Raw genomic sequence first — 16,722 nt, forward strand, 5'->3', positions numbered from 1 at the left:
GGGCCCCCCCCCGCCCCCCGCGTGCGCCCCTGTGCCGGCCCCGGGGGGCGGCCCCCCCCCCCCCCCCCCCCCCCCCCCCGGCCCGCCCCCCCCCCCCCGGGGGGCCCCCCCGCCCCCCCCCGCGGCGGGATGGTCCGGGCGCCTGGCCGGCGCGCCGGACGCCTCAGTCCTCGTAGGGGACCTCGGTCACCGCGGCTCCCCCGGTGACCGTGTGCACGGCGCCGCCCGGGCCGCCGGTCCGCAGCCGCCAGGGGTGCGGGCTGTCGGTCGTCACGCGGAGCCGGTCGCCCTCGCGGCGGACCTGGAAGCGGGCCGTCTCGCCGGTGCCGTCGGTGCGCGGGATCACGACCGTGCGCTCGGCCCCGTCGGCGAAGGCGTGCACGCGCAGCTCGACGTCCTCCGCCCACGCCGAGACCGGCCGCTGGTCGTCGGCGGCCAGCGGGATCACCGACTGGGGGCGGGCGAGCAGCGGCAGGGTGTGGAAGCCGTGCCGCTCGGTCACCCAGCGCGGGCCGGTGACCCGGGCGCCGGTCAGGATGTTGGTCCAGGTCCCCTCGGGCACGTAGTACTCGACGGTGCCGTCGTCGGAGAAGACGGGGGCGACGAGCAGGTCGTCGCCGAGCATGTACTGGCGGTCGAGCAGGGCGGCGGTGGGGTCGTCGGGGAACTCCAGCAGCATCGCGCGCATCACCGGGACGCCGGTGGTGTGCGCCTGCTGCGCGGCGCGCTGGAGGTAGGGGGCGAGGCGGTGCTTGAGGAGGGTGAACTCGCGGGTGACCTCGACGGCTTCGTCGCCGTAGTCCCACGGGACGCGGTAGGAGTTGCTGCCGTGCAGGCGGCTGTGCGAGGAGAGCAGGCCGAACTGCACCCAGCGCTTGAAGACGGCCGGGGTGGGGGTGCCCTCGAAGCCGCCGATGTCGTGGCTCCAGAAGCCGAAGCCGGACAGGCCGAGGGAGAGGCCGCCGCGCAGTGACTCGGCCATGGCGCCGAAGTGGGAGTCGCAGTCGCCGCCCCAGTGCACGGGGTACTGCTGGCCGCCGGCGGTGGCCGAGCGGGCGAAGAGCAGGGCCTCGCCCTCGCCACGTTCCTCCCGCAGCAGTTCGAAGACGGCCTGGTTGTACAGGTGGGTGTAGTAGTTGTGCATCCGCTCCGGGTCGGAGCCGTCGTGCCAGACGACGTCGGTGGGGACGCGTTCGCCGAAGTCGGTCTTGAAGCAGTCCACGCCCTGGGCGAGCAGGGTGCGCAGCTTGCCGGTGTACCAGTCGCGGGCGGCCGGGGAGGTGAAGTCGACCAGCGCCATTCCGGCCTGCCACAGGTCCCACTGCCACACGCTGCCGTCCGCCCGGCGCACCAGGTGGCCCTCGCGCATGCCCTCCTCGAACAGCGGGGACTTCTGGGCGATGTACGGGTTGATCCAGGCGGAGATCTTCAGGCCGCGTTCCCTGAGCCGGGCCAGCATGCCCTCGGGATCGGGGAAGGTCTCGGAGTCCCAGTCGAAGTCGCACCACTGGTAGGCGCGCATCCAGAAGCAGTCGAAGTGGAAGACGCTCAGCGGGATGCCGCGCTCGGCCATGCCGTCGATGAAGCCGCCCACGGTGGCCTCGTCGTAGTCGGTGGTGAAGGACGTGGTCAGCCACAGGCCCAGGGCCCAGGCCGGGGGCAGGGCCGGGCGGCCGGTCAGCGCGGTGTAGCGCTGGAGGATCTCCTTCGGGGTGGGGCCGTGGACGACGAAGTACTCCAGCGACTGGTCCTCGACGCTGAACTGCACCTGGCCGACCGACTCCGAGCCGACCTCGTAGCCGACCTTGCCGGGGTGGTTGACGAAGACGCCGTAGCCGCGGTTGGTGAGGTGGAACGGGACGTTCTTGTAAGCCTGTTCGCTGCTGGTGCCGCCGTCGGCCTGCCAGATGTCCACCGTCTGGCCGTTCTTGACGAACGGGGTGAACCGCTCGCCCAGGCCGTACACCGACTCGCCGACGCCGAGGGCGAGTTGTCCGACCATGTGGTGGCGGCCCTCGGCGTCGGTGACGAATCCGTTGCCCCGCTCCCCCGCGGAGGTCAGCACGCGCCCGTCCGCGACGAACTCCAGCCGCCACGGGCGGGAGGTGTCGACGCGCAGGGTCAGCCCGCCGGAGGTGAGGGTGAGCAGCGGGCCCTCGCGGCCGACCTTGCCCGCGTCCTCGCCGGCGCCGGGCAGCGCGAAGTCCGGTCCGCGGCGCGCGGATCCGGCGTGGTGGGTGGTGCGCACCCCGATCACGCCCTCGGCCGGGGACCAGCACTCGACAGTGAGCAGCGGGCTGTTGAGGGTGCCCCCGCGGCGGGTGACCTGCTTCACCGGCGCGTAGAGGGTCATCCGGTGCCCGTCGGCGCGCACGTCGGTGATCTCGGCGGCGAAGTGGGCGGTGCAGCCCGGACGCATGAGCCAGTAGCCGTCCGTGAACTTCATCGGGTTTCCTCAGTACGGGCGCGGTGCGCGGTGATCAGGTCCCGGTACCAGCGGTAGCTGTCCTTGGGGGTGCGGGTCTGGGTGTCGTAGTCGACGCGGATCAGGCCGAAACGCTGCTCGTAGCCGCGTGCCCATTCGAAGTTGTCCAGCAGCGACCAGACGTAGTAGCCGCGCACGTCCACCCCGGCGGCGATGGCGTCGGCCACGGCGCGCAGGTGGTCGGCGAGGTAGCCGATCCGGTCGGTGTCGTGGACCTGGCCGTCGGGGGCGACGGTGTCGGCCTCGGCGGAGCCGTTCTCGGTGATCCAGACGGGAGGCAGCCGCGGATGGCGGGCGTGCAGGTCGCGGAGCAGTTCGGTGAACGCGGACGGGACGACGGGCCAGCCCATGGTGGTGTGCCGGGTGCCGTACGGGTCCACCTCGGCCACGCCGATGTCCACCGCGGTGCGTCCGGCGGGGTCGTCGGCCTGGTGCGGCGCCGCGGCCACGCAGATGGGCCGGTAGTAGTTCAGGCCGACGAAGTCCAGTGGCGTGCCGATCAGGCGCAGGTCGTCCGGGAGCCGCCAGGGGCCGTCCGCCTGCCCGGCCCACGTCTCGGCCTCGTGCTCGGGGTAGCGTCCGGCGAACAGCGGCTCGGTCCAGACGTCGTTGTGCAGGGTCTCGGCGCGGCGGAGGGCCGCGAGGTCCTCGGGCCGGTCCGAGGCGGCGTGGATCCGGTCGAGGTTGAGGGTGATGCCGACTTCGTGGTCACCGCTCGCGCGCAGGGCGCGCACCGCCAGACCGTGGCCGACCAGGAGGTGGTGGGCCGCGGCCAGGGCGCCCCGGCCCTCCCGGGTGCCGGGCGCGTGGCGTCCCTCGGCGTGGCCGACGAAGGCGGAGCAGTAGGGCTCGTTGAGCGTGATCCAGCGCCGTACCCGGTCGCCGTAGCGCTCGGCGGCGAGGGCCGTGTACGCCGCGAACGCCTCCGCCGTCTCCCGCACGCGCCAGCCGCCGCGGTCCTCGAGGGCCTGCGGGAGGTCCCAGTGGTACAGGGTGACGCAGGGCTCGATGCCGGCGGCGAGCAGTTCGTCGATCAGGCGGTCGTAGAAGTCCAGGCCCTTGGGGTTCGCCGGGCCGGTGCCCGCGGGCAGCAGGCGGGGCCAGGAGATCGAGAAGCGGTAGCCGTCGACGCCGAGGTCGCGCAGCAGGGCGACGTCCTCGCGGTAGCGGTGGTAGTGGTCGGCGGCCGTGTCGCCGGTGGCGCCGCCGAGCGTACGGCCGGGTGTGTGGCTGAAGGTGTCCCAGACGGAGGGCCCGCGGCCGTCCTCGTCGTGGGCGCCCTCGATCTGGTAGGCGGCGGTGGCGGCGCCGAAGCGGAAGCCGGCGGGCAGTACCGGGAAGACCTGATCGGTCATGCGTTGTGAACCTTCGGGGAGTCGAAGCGGAAGGAGGCGAGGCGGAAGTCGCCGTGCAGGGTGAGCCGCAGGTCGTGGACGCCGTCGACGGGGGACGTGGTCGCGGTGGTCACCGTCGTCCAGGTGTGGCGGCCGCCGGTCACCGGGACGGCGGTGGCGGCGATGAGCCGGTCGCCGGCCCGGACCTCCAGCACCGCCCCGCCCGGCCCGGTGTCCTCGCGGGCCACCTCCGCCTCGAAGCGGGTGACGCCCGGCAGGTCGGCCGAGCGGAACAGCAGCGTCGTGGGCCGCCCGGAACCGGCCGGGGTGACCGCGTCGCCGGCGGCGCGGGTGGCGTCGACGAGGGTGATGTCCGTGTGGTCGTCGAAGTCGGCGGCCCGGGTGCGCCGGCCGGCGACCGCGCGGGGTGCGGGGGCGGGGCCGGTCACGGTCAGCGGGGCGGTCAGGACGACGTGTTCCGCGGAGCGGGCGACGAGGACCTCGTAGGCGCCGGGGTCCACGGTGAAGGTGCCGGTGGCGACGTCCCAGTGGGCGAGCCGTTCGGCGGGCAGCCGGAAGGCCACCTCCCGGCTCTCGCCGGGTCCGAGCCGTACCTTGCGGAAGTCGGCGAGCCGCAGCCGGGGCGCCTCGTAGCGTGCGTCCAGGGCCCGGACGTAGAGCTGCACCACCTCGCTTCCGGGCCGGAGCCCGGTGTTGGACAGCGTCACCGAGACGTCCAGCGCACCGTCCTGGGCCGTCGTCGGGGCCGACAGCCGCAGGTCGCGGTAGGCGAAGCCGGTGTAGGACAGGCCGTGCCCGAAGGCGTACAGGGGCGCGGTCCGGTGGTACTGGTAGGTCCAGCCCGCCTTGATGACGTCGTAGTCGAGGGGGTGCGGGAGCTCGTCGTCACCGCGGTACCAGGTCTGCGGCAGCCGGCCGGCCGGGTCGGCCTCGCCGAGCAGTACGGCGGCCAGGGCGCGGCCCGTCTCCTGCCCGCCGTGGGAGGTCCACACCACGGCGGGCAGGTGCTCGTCGGCCCAGTCGACGGCGAAGGGGCCGCTGCTCATGACGACCAGCGCCGTGCGCGGGCGGACCTCGGCGACCGCGCGCAGCAGGGCCTCCTGCGTGCCGGGCAGTGCGGTGCCCGAACGGTCCTCGGTCTCGCGGCCGTTGATGAGCGGGTGGTTGCCGAGGACCACGATCGCCGCGTCGGCCGCCGCGGCGGCCCGGCGTGCCTCGGCCGTGCCGTCCCGCAGCAGTTCGCGCTGCCAGCGTTCGGCGGTCCGCGGGGTGTCGGCGGTGACGCGGACCCGGCCGTCGGCGGGGTCGACCGCCGCGTAGCGGCCGGTGCGGACGTGGCGCAGGAGCACGGTGCCGGGCTCGCCGAGCGGTTCCGGTTCCAGGGTGAACGTCTCGTCGACGTACCAGGTCTTGATCACCCGGCGGTCCACGGCGAGCGAGTCGTCGTCCTTGCGGCCGAGGTGGCGGCCGGTCCCGGCGTCGCGCAGGGTCAGCACACCGTCGCCCCACTCGGCGACGTCGAACGTGGTGCCCGCCAGGAGGTCGCCGGTGGTGCGGGAGCGCAGCGCGATCCGGTCGGCGCCCTCCTCGGTGACGACGTCGCCGCCGCCCGCGCCGAGCGCCGCCCGCAGCCCGGACGCGATGCCGACCTGGTAGGGCAGGGTGCCGCTGTACCAGTCCTCGTACAGGGTGTCGGCGTGCGGGCCGATGACGGCGATGCGCGGTGCGCGGTCCGCCCGGAGGGGGAGCAGGCCGTCGTTCTTGAGCAGCACCACCGACGCGGTCGCGGCGCGCAGCGCGAGGGCCCGGTGCTCGGGGGAGTCGATCACGTCCGCCCCGATCGCGGAGTACGGATCCAGGTCCGGGTCGAACTCGCCGAGCCGGAAACGCAGTTGGAGGTGGCGCCGGGCCGCGCGGTCGATGTCGGCCTCGTCGAGCAGGCCGCGTGCCAGGGCCTCGCGCAGCCGGCCGGCCGTGGTCGAGCCGTCCTGGTCCAGGTCGGTGAAACTGTCGATGCCGGCTTTCAGCGCCGCGGCGTGGGCCTCCGCGTGGTCGTCGAAGTAGTGCTCCGGGTCGACCAGGTTGGCCGGCGCCTCGGCGTCGCTGACGCAGAACAGCTCGTGTCCGGTCGGCGCGGCCCAGCTGCGCAGTTCCGTCTCCAGGAGCGGACTGACGTGGCAGGGACGGCCGTTGACCAGGTTGTACGCGGCCATCGCGCCGGTCGCCGCGCCCGAGGCGACGACGGGCCGGAAGGCGGCCAGGTCGTATTCCTGCAGTACGCGGGGGCGCAGGCCGGAGGAGGTGACGCTGCGGTCGTGCTCGTTGTTGTAGGCGAGGAAGTGCTTGAGCACCGGAGCCGTGCGCAGGTAGGCCGGATGGCCGCCGGCCAGGCCCCGGCAGTAGGCCGTGCCGAGGCGCGCGGTGTGCACCGGGTCCTCGGAGTAGCCCTCCTCGTTGCGGCCCCACCGCGGGTCGCGCAGCAGGTTGACGACGGGCGCCCACACCTGGAGGCCGGGGGTGCCGATGCCGTCCACCGGGGGGCGGTGGTGGTGGAAGGCGCGCAGTTCGGCCGAGACGGCTTCGGCGACCTCGCGGACCAGATCCTCGTCCCAGGTCGCGCCCAGGCCCACGGCCTGCGGGAAGACCGTCGCCGTGCCGAGCCAGGCGACGCCGTGCAGCGCCTCCGTGCCGGTGCGGAACGCGGCGACGCCCAGCCGCGGGACGGCCGGTGCGTACTGGTGCAGCAGCGCGATCCGCTCGTCGAGGGTGAGCCGGCCGAGCAGGTCGTCGACGCGCTCGCCGGTCGGCAGCGCGGGATCACGGAACGGAACCCCGCCGGTGGCGGGCAGGGACGGAGATCCCACGTGGCAAACCCCTAGAGAAGACTGATGCGAAGAGCATATCGTCGAAGCGCTTCGACGCTGACATTGAGCCCGGAGGGCTGTCAATAGCCCGAGGTGAAGAAAGTTTCGCTGCGTTCTCCCCCTTGTTTCGGCAGATACATGCCATTAGCGTTCGCCGCCGGGTGAAGCGCTTCGACGCTCTGAGGGAACAAGGGACGAACCAGCCGTGACAACGACAACCAGCCAGCAGTCACAGGGACCTGACGGCATACCGGAGGAGCGGCCGGCGGACGCCACCGTGACCAATCCCGTGATTCCCGGTTTCCACCCCGATCCCAGCGTCTGCCGCGTGGGCGACGACTACTACCTCGTCTGCTCCAGCTTCGAGTACTTCCCCGGCATCCCCGTCTTCCACAGCCGCGACCTGGTGCACTGGACGCAGATCGGCAACGCCCTCGACCGGCCGGGCCAGCTCCGCCTCACCGTCGGCACCGCGTCGTCCGGTGGCATCTACGCCCCCACCCTGCGCCACCACGACGGCCGCTTCTGGCTCATCGTCACGAACGTGGCCGAGGGCGAGGGCAACATGCTGTTCACCGCCACCGACCCCGCGGGGCCCTGGTCCGACCCGGTCCGTCTGCCCGGCGTCAAGGGCATCGACCCGGACCTCGCCTGGGACGAGGACGGCACCTGCTGGTGCACGGTCGCCGGGGTCTCGCAGGTCCGGATCGACCCGTACACCGGGGAGACCCTGGAAGCGCCCCGGCGGCTGTGGTCCGGCACCCCCGGCGCCCTGGCCCCGGAAGCGCCTCACCTGTACCGCATCGGCGAGTACTGGTACCTGCTCATCGCGGAGGGCGGCACCGAGCGCGGCCACGGCGTGTCGATCGCCCGCGGGCGCACCCCCGACGGTCCGTTCGAGCCGTGCCCGGCCAACCCGATCCTGACGCACCGCAGTACGGATCGTCCCGTCCAGAACACCGGCCACGCGGACCTGGTGCAGGGTCCCGACGGTTCGTGGTGGATGGTGCTGCTGGGCGTCCGGCCGCGCGGTGGCACGCCGGGCTGGCACGTGCTCGGGCGTGAGACCTTCCTCGCGCCGGTGACCTGGGCGGACGGCTGGCCCGTCGTCGGCGAGGTGGCGCCCGGCCTGCCCGCCCCGCCCTGGCCGCTCGTCCCCGGGCCGGTCGAGTCCGGCCGGGACGACTTCGACCTCGCGGATCTGCGGCCGTACTGGATCTCCGTGCGCAACCGCCCGGAGGCCCACTGCACCACCGAGGAGCGGACCGGCTGGCTGACGCTCCGCGCCCGGGGCGACGGCCTGGACGATCCGGACGTCGTCTTCGTCGGCCGCCGCCAGCAGCACCTGACCTGCCGGGTGCGGACCCGGATCGATCCGGCGCAGGGCCGCGGAGGTCTCGCCGTCCGGCTGGACGAGGAGCACCACTACGAGATCGAGGCGTCCGAGGGGGAGGTGCGCGTGCTCGCCCGCGTCGGGCCGCTGCGTACCGTCGTCGGGTCCCGGCCCGTGCCCCCGGGGCCCGTGGTCCTCGGCCTCCGTGTGAGCGACACCCCTCCGCGGGACGCCCGCACGGGGCCCGACACCCTCACGCTCGGCGTCGAGGAGCCGGACGGGACGTTCACCGTGCTCGGCACGCTGGACGGCCGCTATCTGTCGACCGAGGTCGCGGGCGGCTTCACCGGCAGGGTCATCGGCATGTACGCCTCGGCCGGCACGGTCCACTTCGACTGGTTCGACTACGAGCCGCTCGCCCCCTGAACCGGCCACGCGGTGACGGCCGCCCTCGCCGTCCCGGGCCGGCCCGCCTCCCCCTCGCCCCCTGCCTTCACCGACCCCCCACGGGCGGAACCCCCCGCTCGGCCAACGAAGAAAGGTCAGAGATGAAGGGAACACAACGCCCCGGCGGCCACCGCGGACGCGGTGCCGGACGGGTGCTCGGCCTGCTGCTGGCGCTGGTCGCCGCGATCGGGCTGACCAGCACCAGCGCCTTAGCAGCACCGAACCACGAGGAGGCGTCGGCGGGGCTGAGGACCCGGACGCTCAGCCCCGTGAGCGCGGTGGCTGCGATGCAGCCCAGCTGGAACCTGGGCAACACGCTGGACGCCATCCCGGACGAGACGTCCTGGGGCAACCCGCTGGTCACCAAGGCCCTGTTCGACACCATCAAGGCCGAGGGCTTCCGCAGCGTGCGGATCCCCGTCACCTGGACCGACCACCAGTCCGCCACCGCCCCCTACACGATCGACGCGACGTTCATGAACCGCGTCAAGCAGGTGGTCGACTGGGCCCTGTCCGACGGCCTCTACGTCGTGATCAACGTCCATCACGACTCGTGGCAGTGGATCTCCGCCATGCCCACCGACCACGACAACGTCCTGGCCCGCTTCAACGCCATCTGGAAGCAGGTCGCCGCGGAGTTCAGGGACTCCCCGCAGACACTGCTCTTCGAGAGCGTCAACGAGCCGCAGTTCAAGAACGTCGGCGACGCGCAGAGCATCCAGTACCTCGACGAGCTGGACACCTCGTTCCACGGCATCGTGCGCGCCTCCGGCGGCAACAACGCGACCCGGCTGCTGATGCTGCCCACCCTCTTCTGCAACGCCGGCCAGACCTACATGGACGCCCTGGTCAGCAAGATGACGGCGCTGAACGACACCAACCTCGTGGCCACCGTGCACTACTACGGCTGGTACCCGTTCAGCGTGAACGTCGCCGGCGGCACGCGGTACGACGAGACCGCGCAGAAGGACATGACCGACACCTTCACCAGGATCCGCGACACCCTCGTCGCCAAGGGAATCCCCGTCTACATCGGCGAGTACGGCCTGCTGGGCTACCCCGACCACACCCACCCCTCCCGCGTCGAACAGGGCGAGGCGCTCAAGTACTTCGAGCAGTTCGGCTACGCGGCCCGTACCGCCGGGGTGACCACCGCCCTGTGGGATCCCTACTCGTTCCTGAACCGCGACACGCTGCAGTGGCGTGACCCCGCCCTGATCGCGCAGATCAAGTCGAGCTGGACCACCCGCTCCGGCACCGCCTCCTCGGACCGGGTCTTCGTGCCCAAGTCCGGTGCGATCACGGCGAAGACGCTGACGCTGAACCCGAACGGCATCACCTTCAAGGGGCTGTGGCAGGGCGGCACCAAGCTCACCTCGGGCCGGGACTACACCGTCTCCGGCAACCAGCTCACCCTCACGGCCACCGCCCTCACCCGGCTGACCGGCGACCGCGCCTACGGGACCAACGCGACCGTCGAGGCCCGGTTCTCCAAGGGTCTGCCCTGGAAGATCTACGTGACCACGTACGACACGCCGGTCCTCACGAACGCGACCGGCACCACCGGTGGTCTCACCATACCCACGCAGTTCCGCGGCGACCTGCTGGCGACCATGGAGGCGAAGTACGCCGACGGCAGCAACGCCGGCCAGACCAACTGGACTCCGTACCAGGAGTTCAACGCGGCCTTCTCCCCCGACTATCCGGGCAACGCACTCCTGCTCACCCCGGACTTCCTCAACGCGCTGCACGACGGTGCGCCGGTGACGCTCACCTTCCACTTCTGGAGCGGAGCCACCGTGACGTACCAGGTGACGAAGTCCGGAAGCTCGGTGACCGGCACGGCCTCCTGACCGTCCGAGCCCCGGGTGCCGCCCCGGCACCCGGGGCTCTTCCCTGCCCGCTCAGTCCTTGGGCGGGGCCGTGCTCTCCCGGACGGTGAGCGTGGTCGCGATCTCCAGTCCGGCCTGGGGCACGGCCTCGCCACGGCCGAGGGCCAGCGCCAGCTCGGTGGCGGCCACCGCCATCTCGGCCAGCGGCTGGTGGACCGTGGTCAGGGGCGGGTCCACCCAGGCGACGGCCGGTACGTCGTCGAAGCCCACCACGCTGACGTCCTCGGGGATGCGCAGCCCGAGCTCGCGCGCCGCCTGGTACACGCCGAGCGCCTGCATGTCGTTGGCGGTGAAGACGGCGGTGGGGCGATCGGGCCGGGAGAGCAGATCGCGTGCCGCCAGGTAGCCGTCCTCCCGGGTGAGGAAGGTCTTGACCACCAGGTCCGGCTCCACGGGCAGGCCCGCCTCGGCGAGCGCCGAGGCGTAACCCGCCTGACGCGCACGGCAGAACGGGTGATCGGGGCCGTTGATCATGGCGATGCGCCGGTGTCCCAGTCCGGTCAGGTGCCGGGTCGCCGGCTGACCGCCCCTCCAGTTGGTGGCGCCGACGAACGGCACGTCGTCGGGGAGTTCCTCGTTGGGGTCGAAGACGACGAACGGGATGCCCTTCGCGGTCAGTTGTTCCCGCTCCGCCTCGGACAGCTGCGCCACCGACAGGACGCACTGCGGGCGCCGCCCCACGGTGTCGTCCATGGTCCTGGCGGGCGCGTCCTTGAGGCCGAACTCCGACACGAGGACACTGACCTTGTTCCTGCGGGCCACCCGCTCGACGCCACGGATGATCTCCACCGCCCACATGCTCTCCAGCTCGCGGAACACCAGCTCCACGAGGTTGCTGCGGTTCTTCGGCGGCTTGCGGTACCCGTACCGGTGGATGAGTTCCTCGACGCGGGCCCGAGTGCCGTCCGACACGCCGGGCCGGCCGTTGAGCACCTTCGACACGGTGGGGACCGAGACGCCCGCGGACTCGGCGATGTACGCGATGGTGACGGCCGCCGGCCCGCCGGCCCGCGCGCTCCGCTCCGCCGCCTCTTGGGCCTCTTCGGCCTCTTCGGCCTCTTCGGCCTCTTCGGCCTCTTCGGCCTCTTCGGCCTCTTGGGTCTCTTGGGCCTCTCCGACCTCTTGGGCTTCTTCGGTCGCTACCGTCTCTTCCGCCGAAGGTATTTGTGATCGGTTGTCCGGCACAGCCGCCTGTCCCCATCCCCTCGCCTGCTGAGGGCGTCATTGTGACACCGCTCGTCACCGAGGAGCCCGGCGGTCCTCAAGCCGCTCTCAAGCCGCTCCTCCCTTGTGTTCCGTGTCGTCGTCGACGATCTCCGCGTCGACCACGCCGTCGTCGTGCGGCCCGGTGTGCTCCGTGCCCGCGCCCGCGCCCGTGCCCGTGCCCGCGCCTCCGCCCGTGCCCGCGTCCGCCGCGGCCGACTGCTGCCCGGCCCGCTCGTACATGGCCTGGCCCATCTTCTGGCTGACGGTGGCGAGTTTCTCGACGCCGGTGCGCAGGGCGCCCGTCTCGGCGTTCTCCTTCAGCAGGGTCTTCAGCTCGCCGGTCGCGGACTCGACCTCGGACTTCGTCTCCGCCGGGATGCGGTCCTCGTTGTCGCGGAGGAACTTCTCGGTCTGGTAGACGAGTTGCTCGGCCTGGTTGCGGGTCTCGGCGGCCTCCCGGCGCCCCCGGTCCTCCTCGGCGTACTGCTCGGCCTCCCGCATCATGCGGTCGATGTCCTCCTTGGGCAGGGCCGAGCCGCCGGTGACGGTCATCTTCTGCTCGCGGCCCGTCGCGAGGTCCTTGGCGGAGACGTGCATGATCCCGTTGGCGTCGATGTCGAAGGCCACCTCGATCTGCGGCACGCCGCGCGGGGCGGGCGGCAGGCCGGTGAGGTCGAAGACGCCGAGCTTCTTGTTGTAGGCGGCGATCTCGCGTTCGCCCTGGTAGACCTGGATGCCGACCGAGGGCTGGTTGTCGGTGGCGGTGGTGAAGATCTCCGAACGCCGGGTCGGGATCGTGGTGTTGCGCTCGATCAGCTTCGTCATGATGCCGCCCTTGGTCTCGATGCCGAGGGACAGCGGGGTGACGTCGAGCAGCAGCACGTCCTTGACGTCGCCGCGGATGACGCCCGCCTGCAGGGCCGCGCCGACCGCCACGACCTCGTCCGGGTTGACGCCCTTGTGCGGCTCCTTGCCGGTGAGCTCCTTGACCAGGTCGGTCACCGCGGGCATCCGCGTCGAGCCGCCGACGAGGATGACGTGGTCGACCGCGGACAGCTGCACGCCCGCGTCCTTGACCGCCTGGTGGAAGGGGGTCTTGCAGCGGTCGAGCAGGTCCGCGGTGAGCTCCTGGAACTGGGCGCGGGTCAGCTTCTCGTCGAGGTGCAGGGGGCCCTCGGCGGAGGCGGTGATGTAGGGCAGGTTGATCGTCGTCTCGGACGACGCGGACAGCTCGATCTTGGCCTTCTCGGCGCCCTCGCGCAGCCGCTGCAACGCCATCTTGTCCTTGCCGAGGTCGATGCCGTACTGGCCCTTGAACCGCTTGACCAGGTACTCGACGATCCGCTGGTCCCAGTCGTCGCCGCCGAGGTGGGTGTCGCCGTTGGTCGCCTTGACCTCGATGACCCCCTCGCCCATCTCCAGCAGCGACACGTCGAAGGTGCCGCCGCCCAGGTCGAAGACGAGCACCGTCTGCTCCTCGCCCCGGTCGAGGCCGTAGGCGAGGGCCGCGGCGGTCGGCTCGTTGATGATCCTGAGGACCTTCAGGCCCGCGATCTCCCCGGCCTCCTTGGTCGCCTGCCGCTGGGAGTCGTCGAAGTAGGCGGGGACGGTGATCACCGCTTCCGTGACGTCCTCGCCCAGGTAGGACTCCGCGTCCCGCTTCAGCTTCTGCAGCACCCGCGCCGACAGCTCCTGCGCCTGGTAGCGGGTGCCGTCGACGGAGCCGTGCTCCGGGAAACGCCAGTGGGCGTCGCCCATGTGCCGCTTGACCGAACGGGCCGTGCGCTCCACGTTCGTCACGGCCTGCCGTTTCGCGACCTCGCCGACGAGCACCTCCCCGTTCTTCGCGAAGGCCACGACCGACGGTGTGGTCCTGGCCCCCTCCGCGTTCGCGACGACGGTGGGCTCGCCGCCTTCCAGGACGGCCACCACCGAGTTCGTGGTACCGAGATCGATCCCGACCGCACGTGCCATCTCCGTCCCCTTCCGCGAGGGCACTGCCACATTTCAAGCACAAAACTTGAGTGGGCCGTTGTCAATGCCACATGCCGCCGAGTACCCCGGGAACGCCGGTGCCGCGCCTCCCGATCGCGGGGAGGCGCGGCACCGGAGCGGAAGCGGGTCCGCGGGGCTCAGGCGAGCTTCGCCGACAGCGTGATCGTCGTGCCCGCGAGGGCCTGGCTGACCGGGCAGTTGGCCTTGGCGTTCTCCGCGGCGGCGACGAACGCGTCGTTGTCGATGCCCTCGACCGTGCCCTCGACGGTCAGGTGGATGCCGGTGATGCCCTCACCCGGCTGGAAGGTGACGTCGGCGGAGGTGACGAGCTTGGTGGGCGGGGTGCCGGCACCGGCCAGGCCGTGCGACAGCGCCATGGAGAAGCAGCTGGAGTGGGCGGCGGCGATCAGCTCCTCGGGGCTGGTCTTGCCGTTCGCCTGCTCGGCGCGCGACGGCCACGACACCGGCTGCTCGCCGATGCCGGAGGAGTCGAAGGTGACGACTCCGTTGCCCTCGAGCAGGTTGCCTTCCCAGACGGTGTGTGCGGAGCGCGTGGTTGCCACGGTGAATCCTTCCGAATTCCTGCTGTTGCCATTCCGGCTGTTGCTTGGGACACCATCCGATCACATTCCCGGTCGCCGCACCCGGAAGACCGGCCCACGGGCGGTGAACCGCAGCCGGCGTCGTGCGGGGCGGGGCGGGGCGGGGCCGCGTCACGGAACCCACGCGGGCGGCCGGTGGTTCTCAGGCGGCCCGCTCCTGCTCCCCGTTGCCGGTGAGGGGCACCTGGGGGCCGTCCGCCTCGCGCAGCCAGCGCCGCAGCACGTGGTGCACCTGCTCGGCGCCCACCAGCTCGCACCCCTCCCCGGCCGGCGCGGAGAAGACGAGCGGCGACAGCAGGAACGGCCTGCCCTGCGCCCCGCCGAGCCCGCCGTGCGAGCCGATCTGCTCCTCGAAGGCGAGGACCTCGCCGTCGGCCGGGTCGTGGAAGGAGTTGACCATGATGTCGGCGGCGTGCGGGAAGGAGTGGGTGCGGCGCACGGCGTCGGCGGCGCCGGGCCCGAACGCGGCCAGCGGACCCGGATCGTGTTCCAGCGATTCGAGCGGAAGCTCCGCGCCGTACGCGCCCAGCACCACCCCGCCGTGCTCCTCGCTGCGCACCAGCAGGAAGCCGATCCCGGGGTGGTTGGCGAGCGTGGTCAGCAGCGCCGGGTGACGGGCGTCGATCTCCTCCTTGGTCATCCGGTGCGGCACGTCCGGGAAGGACACCAGGCCGAGGTTGCCGGAGGCCAGCACGATCGGCTCCGAGCGGCGCCCCGAGAGCCGGTGCTGCTCGCCGCCCTCCTCGACGGGCCGGCGCAGCGCTGCCCGCACTGCGGCACGGGCCTCGGCGCCGCTGTGCGTACGCTGCGCCTTGCGCGGCACGGGCAGCCCGCAGCCGGCCCGCACCAGCTCGCCGAGGCCGAGGCCGTAGCGGGCGCGGAAGGTCTCGCCGGGGCTCTGGCCGTGGTCGGACAGGACGACGATGCGGTACGGCCGCGGGGCGTGCTCGGAGACCTTCTCGATCAGCGCGAGCGCCCGGTCCAGGCGTCCGAGGACCTTCTCGGCGTCCCGGCTGAGCGGGCCGGAGTGGTGCGCCACCTCGTCGTAGGCCACCAGGTCGGCGTAGATCGCGGTGCGCCCGGCGAGCATGTCGCCCATCACGGCGGAGACCACGACGTCGCGTTCCACGACGGTCGCGAAGGCGCGGACGAAGGGGTAGAGGCCGCCGCGCGAGACCCGTGGGCGCTGCTTGCGCAGGCGGGCCCGGGTGGACTGGCCGATCTCCCGGCCGGCCTCGGCGACGAACGACATGGCGGTGCGCACGGCGTTGGCCGGGTCGGAGAAGTACGCGAAGTAGCCCGCGCGGGACCGGTTCTCCCGGCCGCGGCGGCGGGTGGCTATGGACAGTACGAGGGCCTGCTCGTCCGCGCCGCCGCTGAAGAGGTTGCCGCGGCTCGCGCCGTCGGCGGTGAGCAGGCCGGTGTCGCCGGTGCGCGCCACGGCGCGGCGCTGGAGCTCGGCGGCGCTGGTCGGGCGGTTGCAGACCATCACCTCCCGGCTGTCCTTCTCGTACCAGCGGAACGCCGGGACGTCGTGGTTGGAGCCGTGCAGGATGCCGAGCTGGCTGGCGCCGGTCTGACTGGACCAGTCGGTGCGCCAGGGGGTGAGCCGGTGGGTGCCGTCCAGCCATCTGGCGACGGTGGGCGCCAGTCCCTTGCCGACGGCGTCCAGCAGCACGTCGTGGCCGACGCCGTCGAGTTGCAGGAAGACGGTGCCGGGGCTGGACGGGCCGGGCGGCCGGCGTCTTCCGCGGCGGTGGGCGAGGCGGTAGAGGCGGCGCCGGTAGGCGTCGTCGTCGCGGACGGCCAGTGCGCCGCCGGTGGCGGAGGCGACGGCGGACATCACCGCGGCGACGATGACGGCGGTCTCGGGCGCGGCCTCGCTGTCGCCGGAGGGGTTGATGCGCAGGGCGAGCAGCAGCAGCGAGCCGTTGAGGAAGAAGACCAGCAGCCCCAGCACGAGCGCCGGCACCAGCAGCAGGGCCCGGACCAGGAGCGGCCACACCAGCGCGGACAGCAGACCGAACGCGCCGGCGCCGAGCGCGGCCGTGACGGCGATCCGGGTGCCGCTGTCGCCGGTCGCGGACTGGAGCTGGAAGTCCGGCAGGATCCCGGCGAGCACGAGCATGGTGACGGTGGAGACGACCCAGACCGCGACGCTCCGCCCCACCTGACTGGCGATCCGCCGCCAACGCCCGCCACGCACGCCTGCCCACCTCACGTCCCGGCCCGCCCCCGCAGCGGGCCCCCACCCCTCCTACCCTGTCACACCCCCTCCGAGCCCCACCGCCCCTGGCACGGGCTCGACGGACGCTGGGACGTGGGCATGGGCATTCACACCGGCCCGGCACTGGCCCGGACTCGGCACCGCACGCGGACACGGCGGTGGGCCGCCGTGTTCCGGCACCGCCGGCGGGTGCGGCCACCGAGCCGCGGGGCTCGGCAGGCTCGGCGGGCTCGGCTGTCGGGCCGTAGGCCCTGACCGGACCCCGGGGCCCGCCGCCGAGCCGTGCGGCTCGGCTTCCGGGCCGCGGGCCCCGCTG

At 72.7% G+C, this 16,722-nt stretch carries 9 protein-coding genes; 2 read left to right on the plus strand and 7 right to left on the minus strand.

The window, feature by feature from the left end:
• Positions 1 to 163: 163 nt before the first annotated feature.
• The 3 genes from yicI to ACH4ZX_RS16805 are packed head-to-tail and all read right to left on the minus strand — an operon-like array spanning position 164 to position 6,704.
• Positions 164 to 2,446, minus strand: a complete 2,283-nt coding sequence (yicI, locus tag ACH4ZX_RS16795; RefSeq protein WP_398272776.1) for an alpha-xylosidase — start codon at positions 2,444 to 2,446, stop codon at positions 164 to 166.
• Positions 2,443 to 3,840 carry a GH1 family beta-glucosidase gene (locus ACH4ZX_RS16800; protein WP_398272778.1) on the minus strand — a complete coding sequence of 466 codons (1,398 nt, stop codon included), beginning with the start codon at positions 3,838 to 3,840 and terminating at the stop codon, positions 2,443 to 2,445. The genes yicI and ACH4ZX_RS16800 overlap by 4 nt, the downstream gene beginning before the upstream one ends.
• Positions 3,837 to 6,704: a glycoside hydrolase family 3 C-terminal domain-containing protein gene (locus tag ACH4ZX_RS16805; protein ID WP_398272780.1), complete on the minus strand. Its 2,868-nt coding sequence runs from the start codon at positions 6,702 to 6,704 to the stop codon at positions 3,837 to 3,839. Before ACH4ZX_RS16805 ends, ACH4ZX_RS16800 begins: the two co-directional genes overlap by 4 nt.
• A gap of 277 nt (positions 6,705 to 6,981) precedes the next feature.
• Between ACH4ZX_RS16805 and ACH4ZX_RS16810 the strand changes: the two genes are divergently transcribed.
• Both ACH4ZX_RS16810 and ACH4ZX_RS16815 read left to right on the plus strand, forming a co-directional pair.
• On the plus strand, positions 6,982 to 8,463 hold the full coding sequence (locus ACH4ZX_RS16810) for a glycoside hydrolase family 43 protein (RefSeq protein ID WP_398272782.1): 1,482 nt from the start codon (positions 6,982 to 6,984) through the stop codon (positions 8,461 to 8,463).
• 122 nt (positions 8,464 to 8,585) lie between these two features.
• The gene (locus ACH4ZX_RS16815; protein ID WP_398272784.1) at positions 8,586 to 10,337 is read left to right on the plus strand and encodes a cellulase family glycosylhydrolase; all 1,752 of its coding nucleotides are present in this window, start codon (positions 8,586 to 8,588) and stop codon (positions 10,335 to 10,337) included.
• A 51-nt stretch (positions 10,338 to 10,388) separates the two neighbouring features.
• Here the strand turns inward: ACH4ZX_RS16815 and ACH4ZX_RS16820 are convergent, their stop codons facing one another.
• The 4 genes from ACH4ZX_RS16820 to ACH4ZX_RS16835 all read right to left on the minus strand — a co-directional run bounded on the left by ACH4ZX_RS16820 (position 10,389) and on the right by ACH4ZX_RS16835 (position 16,385).
• Positions 10,389 to 11,360 carry a LacI family DNA-binding transcriptional regulator gene (locus ACH4ZX_RS16820; protein WP_398272977.1) on the minus strand — a complete coding sequence of 324 codons (972 nt, stop codon included), beginning with the start codon at positions 11,358 to 11,360 and terminating at the stop codon, positions 10,389 to 10,391.
• 288 nt (positions 11,361 to 11,648) lie between these two features.
• Positions 11,649 to 13,556, minus strand: coding sequence for a molecular chaperone DnaK (dnaK, locus tag ACH4ZX_RS16825; protein WP_398272786.1), 1,908 nt, complete (start codon positions 13,554 to 13,556; stop codon positions 11,649 to 11,651).
• Positions 13,557 to 13,714: 158 nt separating this feature from the next.
• Positions 13,715 to 14,140, minus strand: coding sequence for an OsmC family protein (locus tag ACH4ZX_RS16830; protein WP_360755366.1), 426 nt, complete (start codon positions 14,138 to 14,140; stop codon positions 13,715 to 13,717).
• Between the two features lie 181 nt (positions 14,141 to 14,321).
• Positions 14,322 to 16,385: a phage holin family protein gene (locus ACH4ZX_RS16835; protein WP_398272788.1), complete on the minus strand. Its 2,064-nt coding sequence runs from the start codon at positions 16,383 to 16,385 to the stop codon at positions 14,322 to 14,324.
• Positions 16,386 to 16,722 lie beyond the last annotated feature (337 nt).

Origin of the sequence: Streptomyces sp. NPDC020490 (genome assembly GCF_044335305.1) — a bacterium.
Taxonomy (GTDB): Bacteria; Actinomycetota; Actinomycetes; order Streptomycetales; family Streptomycetaceae; genus Streptomyces.

What these genes read in the sequence shown, in the direction of transcription:
- yicI (WP_398272776.1), bottom strand. Translation starts at nt 2,446, where the DNA reads ATGAAGTTCACGGACGGCTACTGGCTCATGCGTCCGGGCTGCACCGCC.
- ACH4ZX_RS16800 (WP_398272778.1), bottom strand. Translation starts at nt 3,840, where the DNA reads ATGACCGATCAGGTCTTCCCGGTACTGCCCGCCGGCTTCCGCTTCGGC.
- ACH4ZX_RS16815 (WP_398272784.1), top strand. Translation starts at nt 8,586, where the DNA reads ATGAAGGGAACACAACGCCCCGGCGGCCACCGCGGACGCGGTGCCGGA.
- dnaK (WP_398272786.1), bottom strand. Translation starts at nt 13,556, where the DNA reads ATGGCACGTGCGGTCGGGATCGATCTCGGTACCACGAACTCGGTGGTG.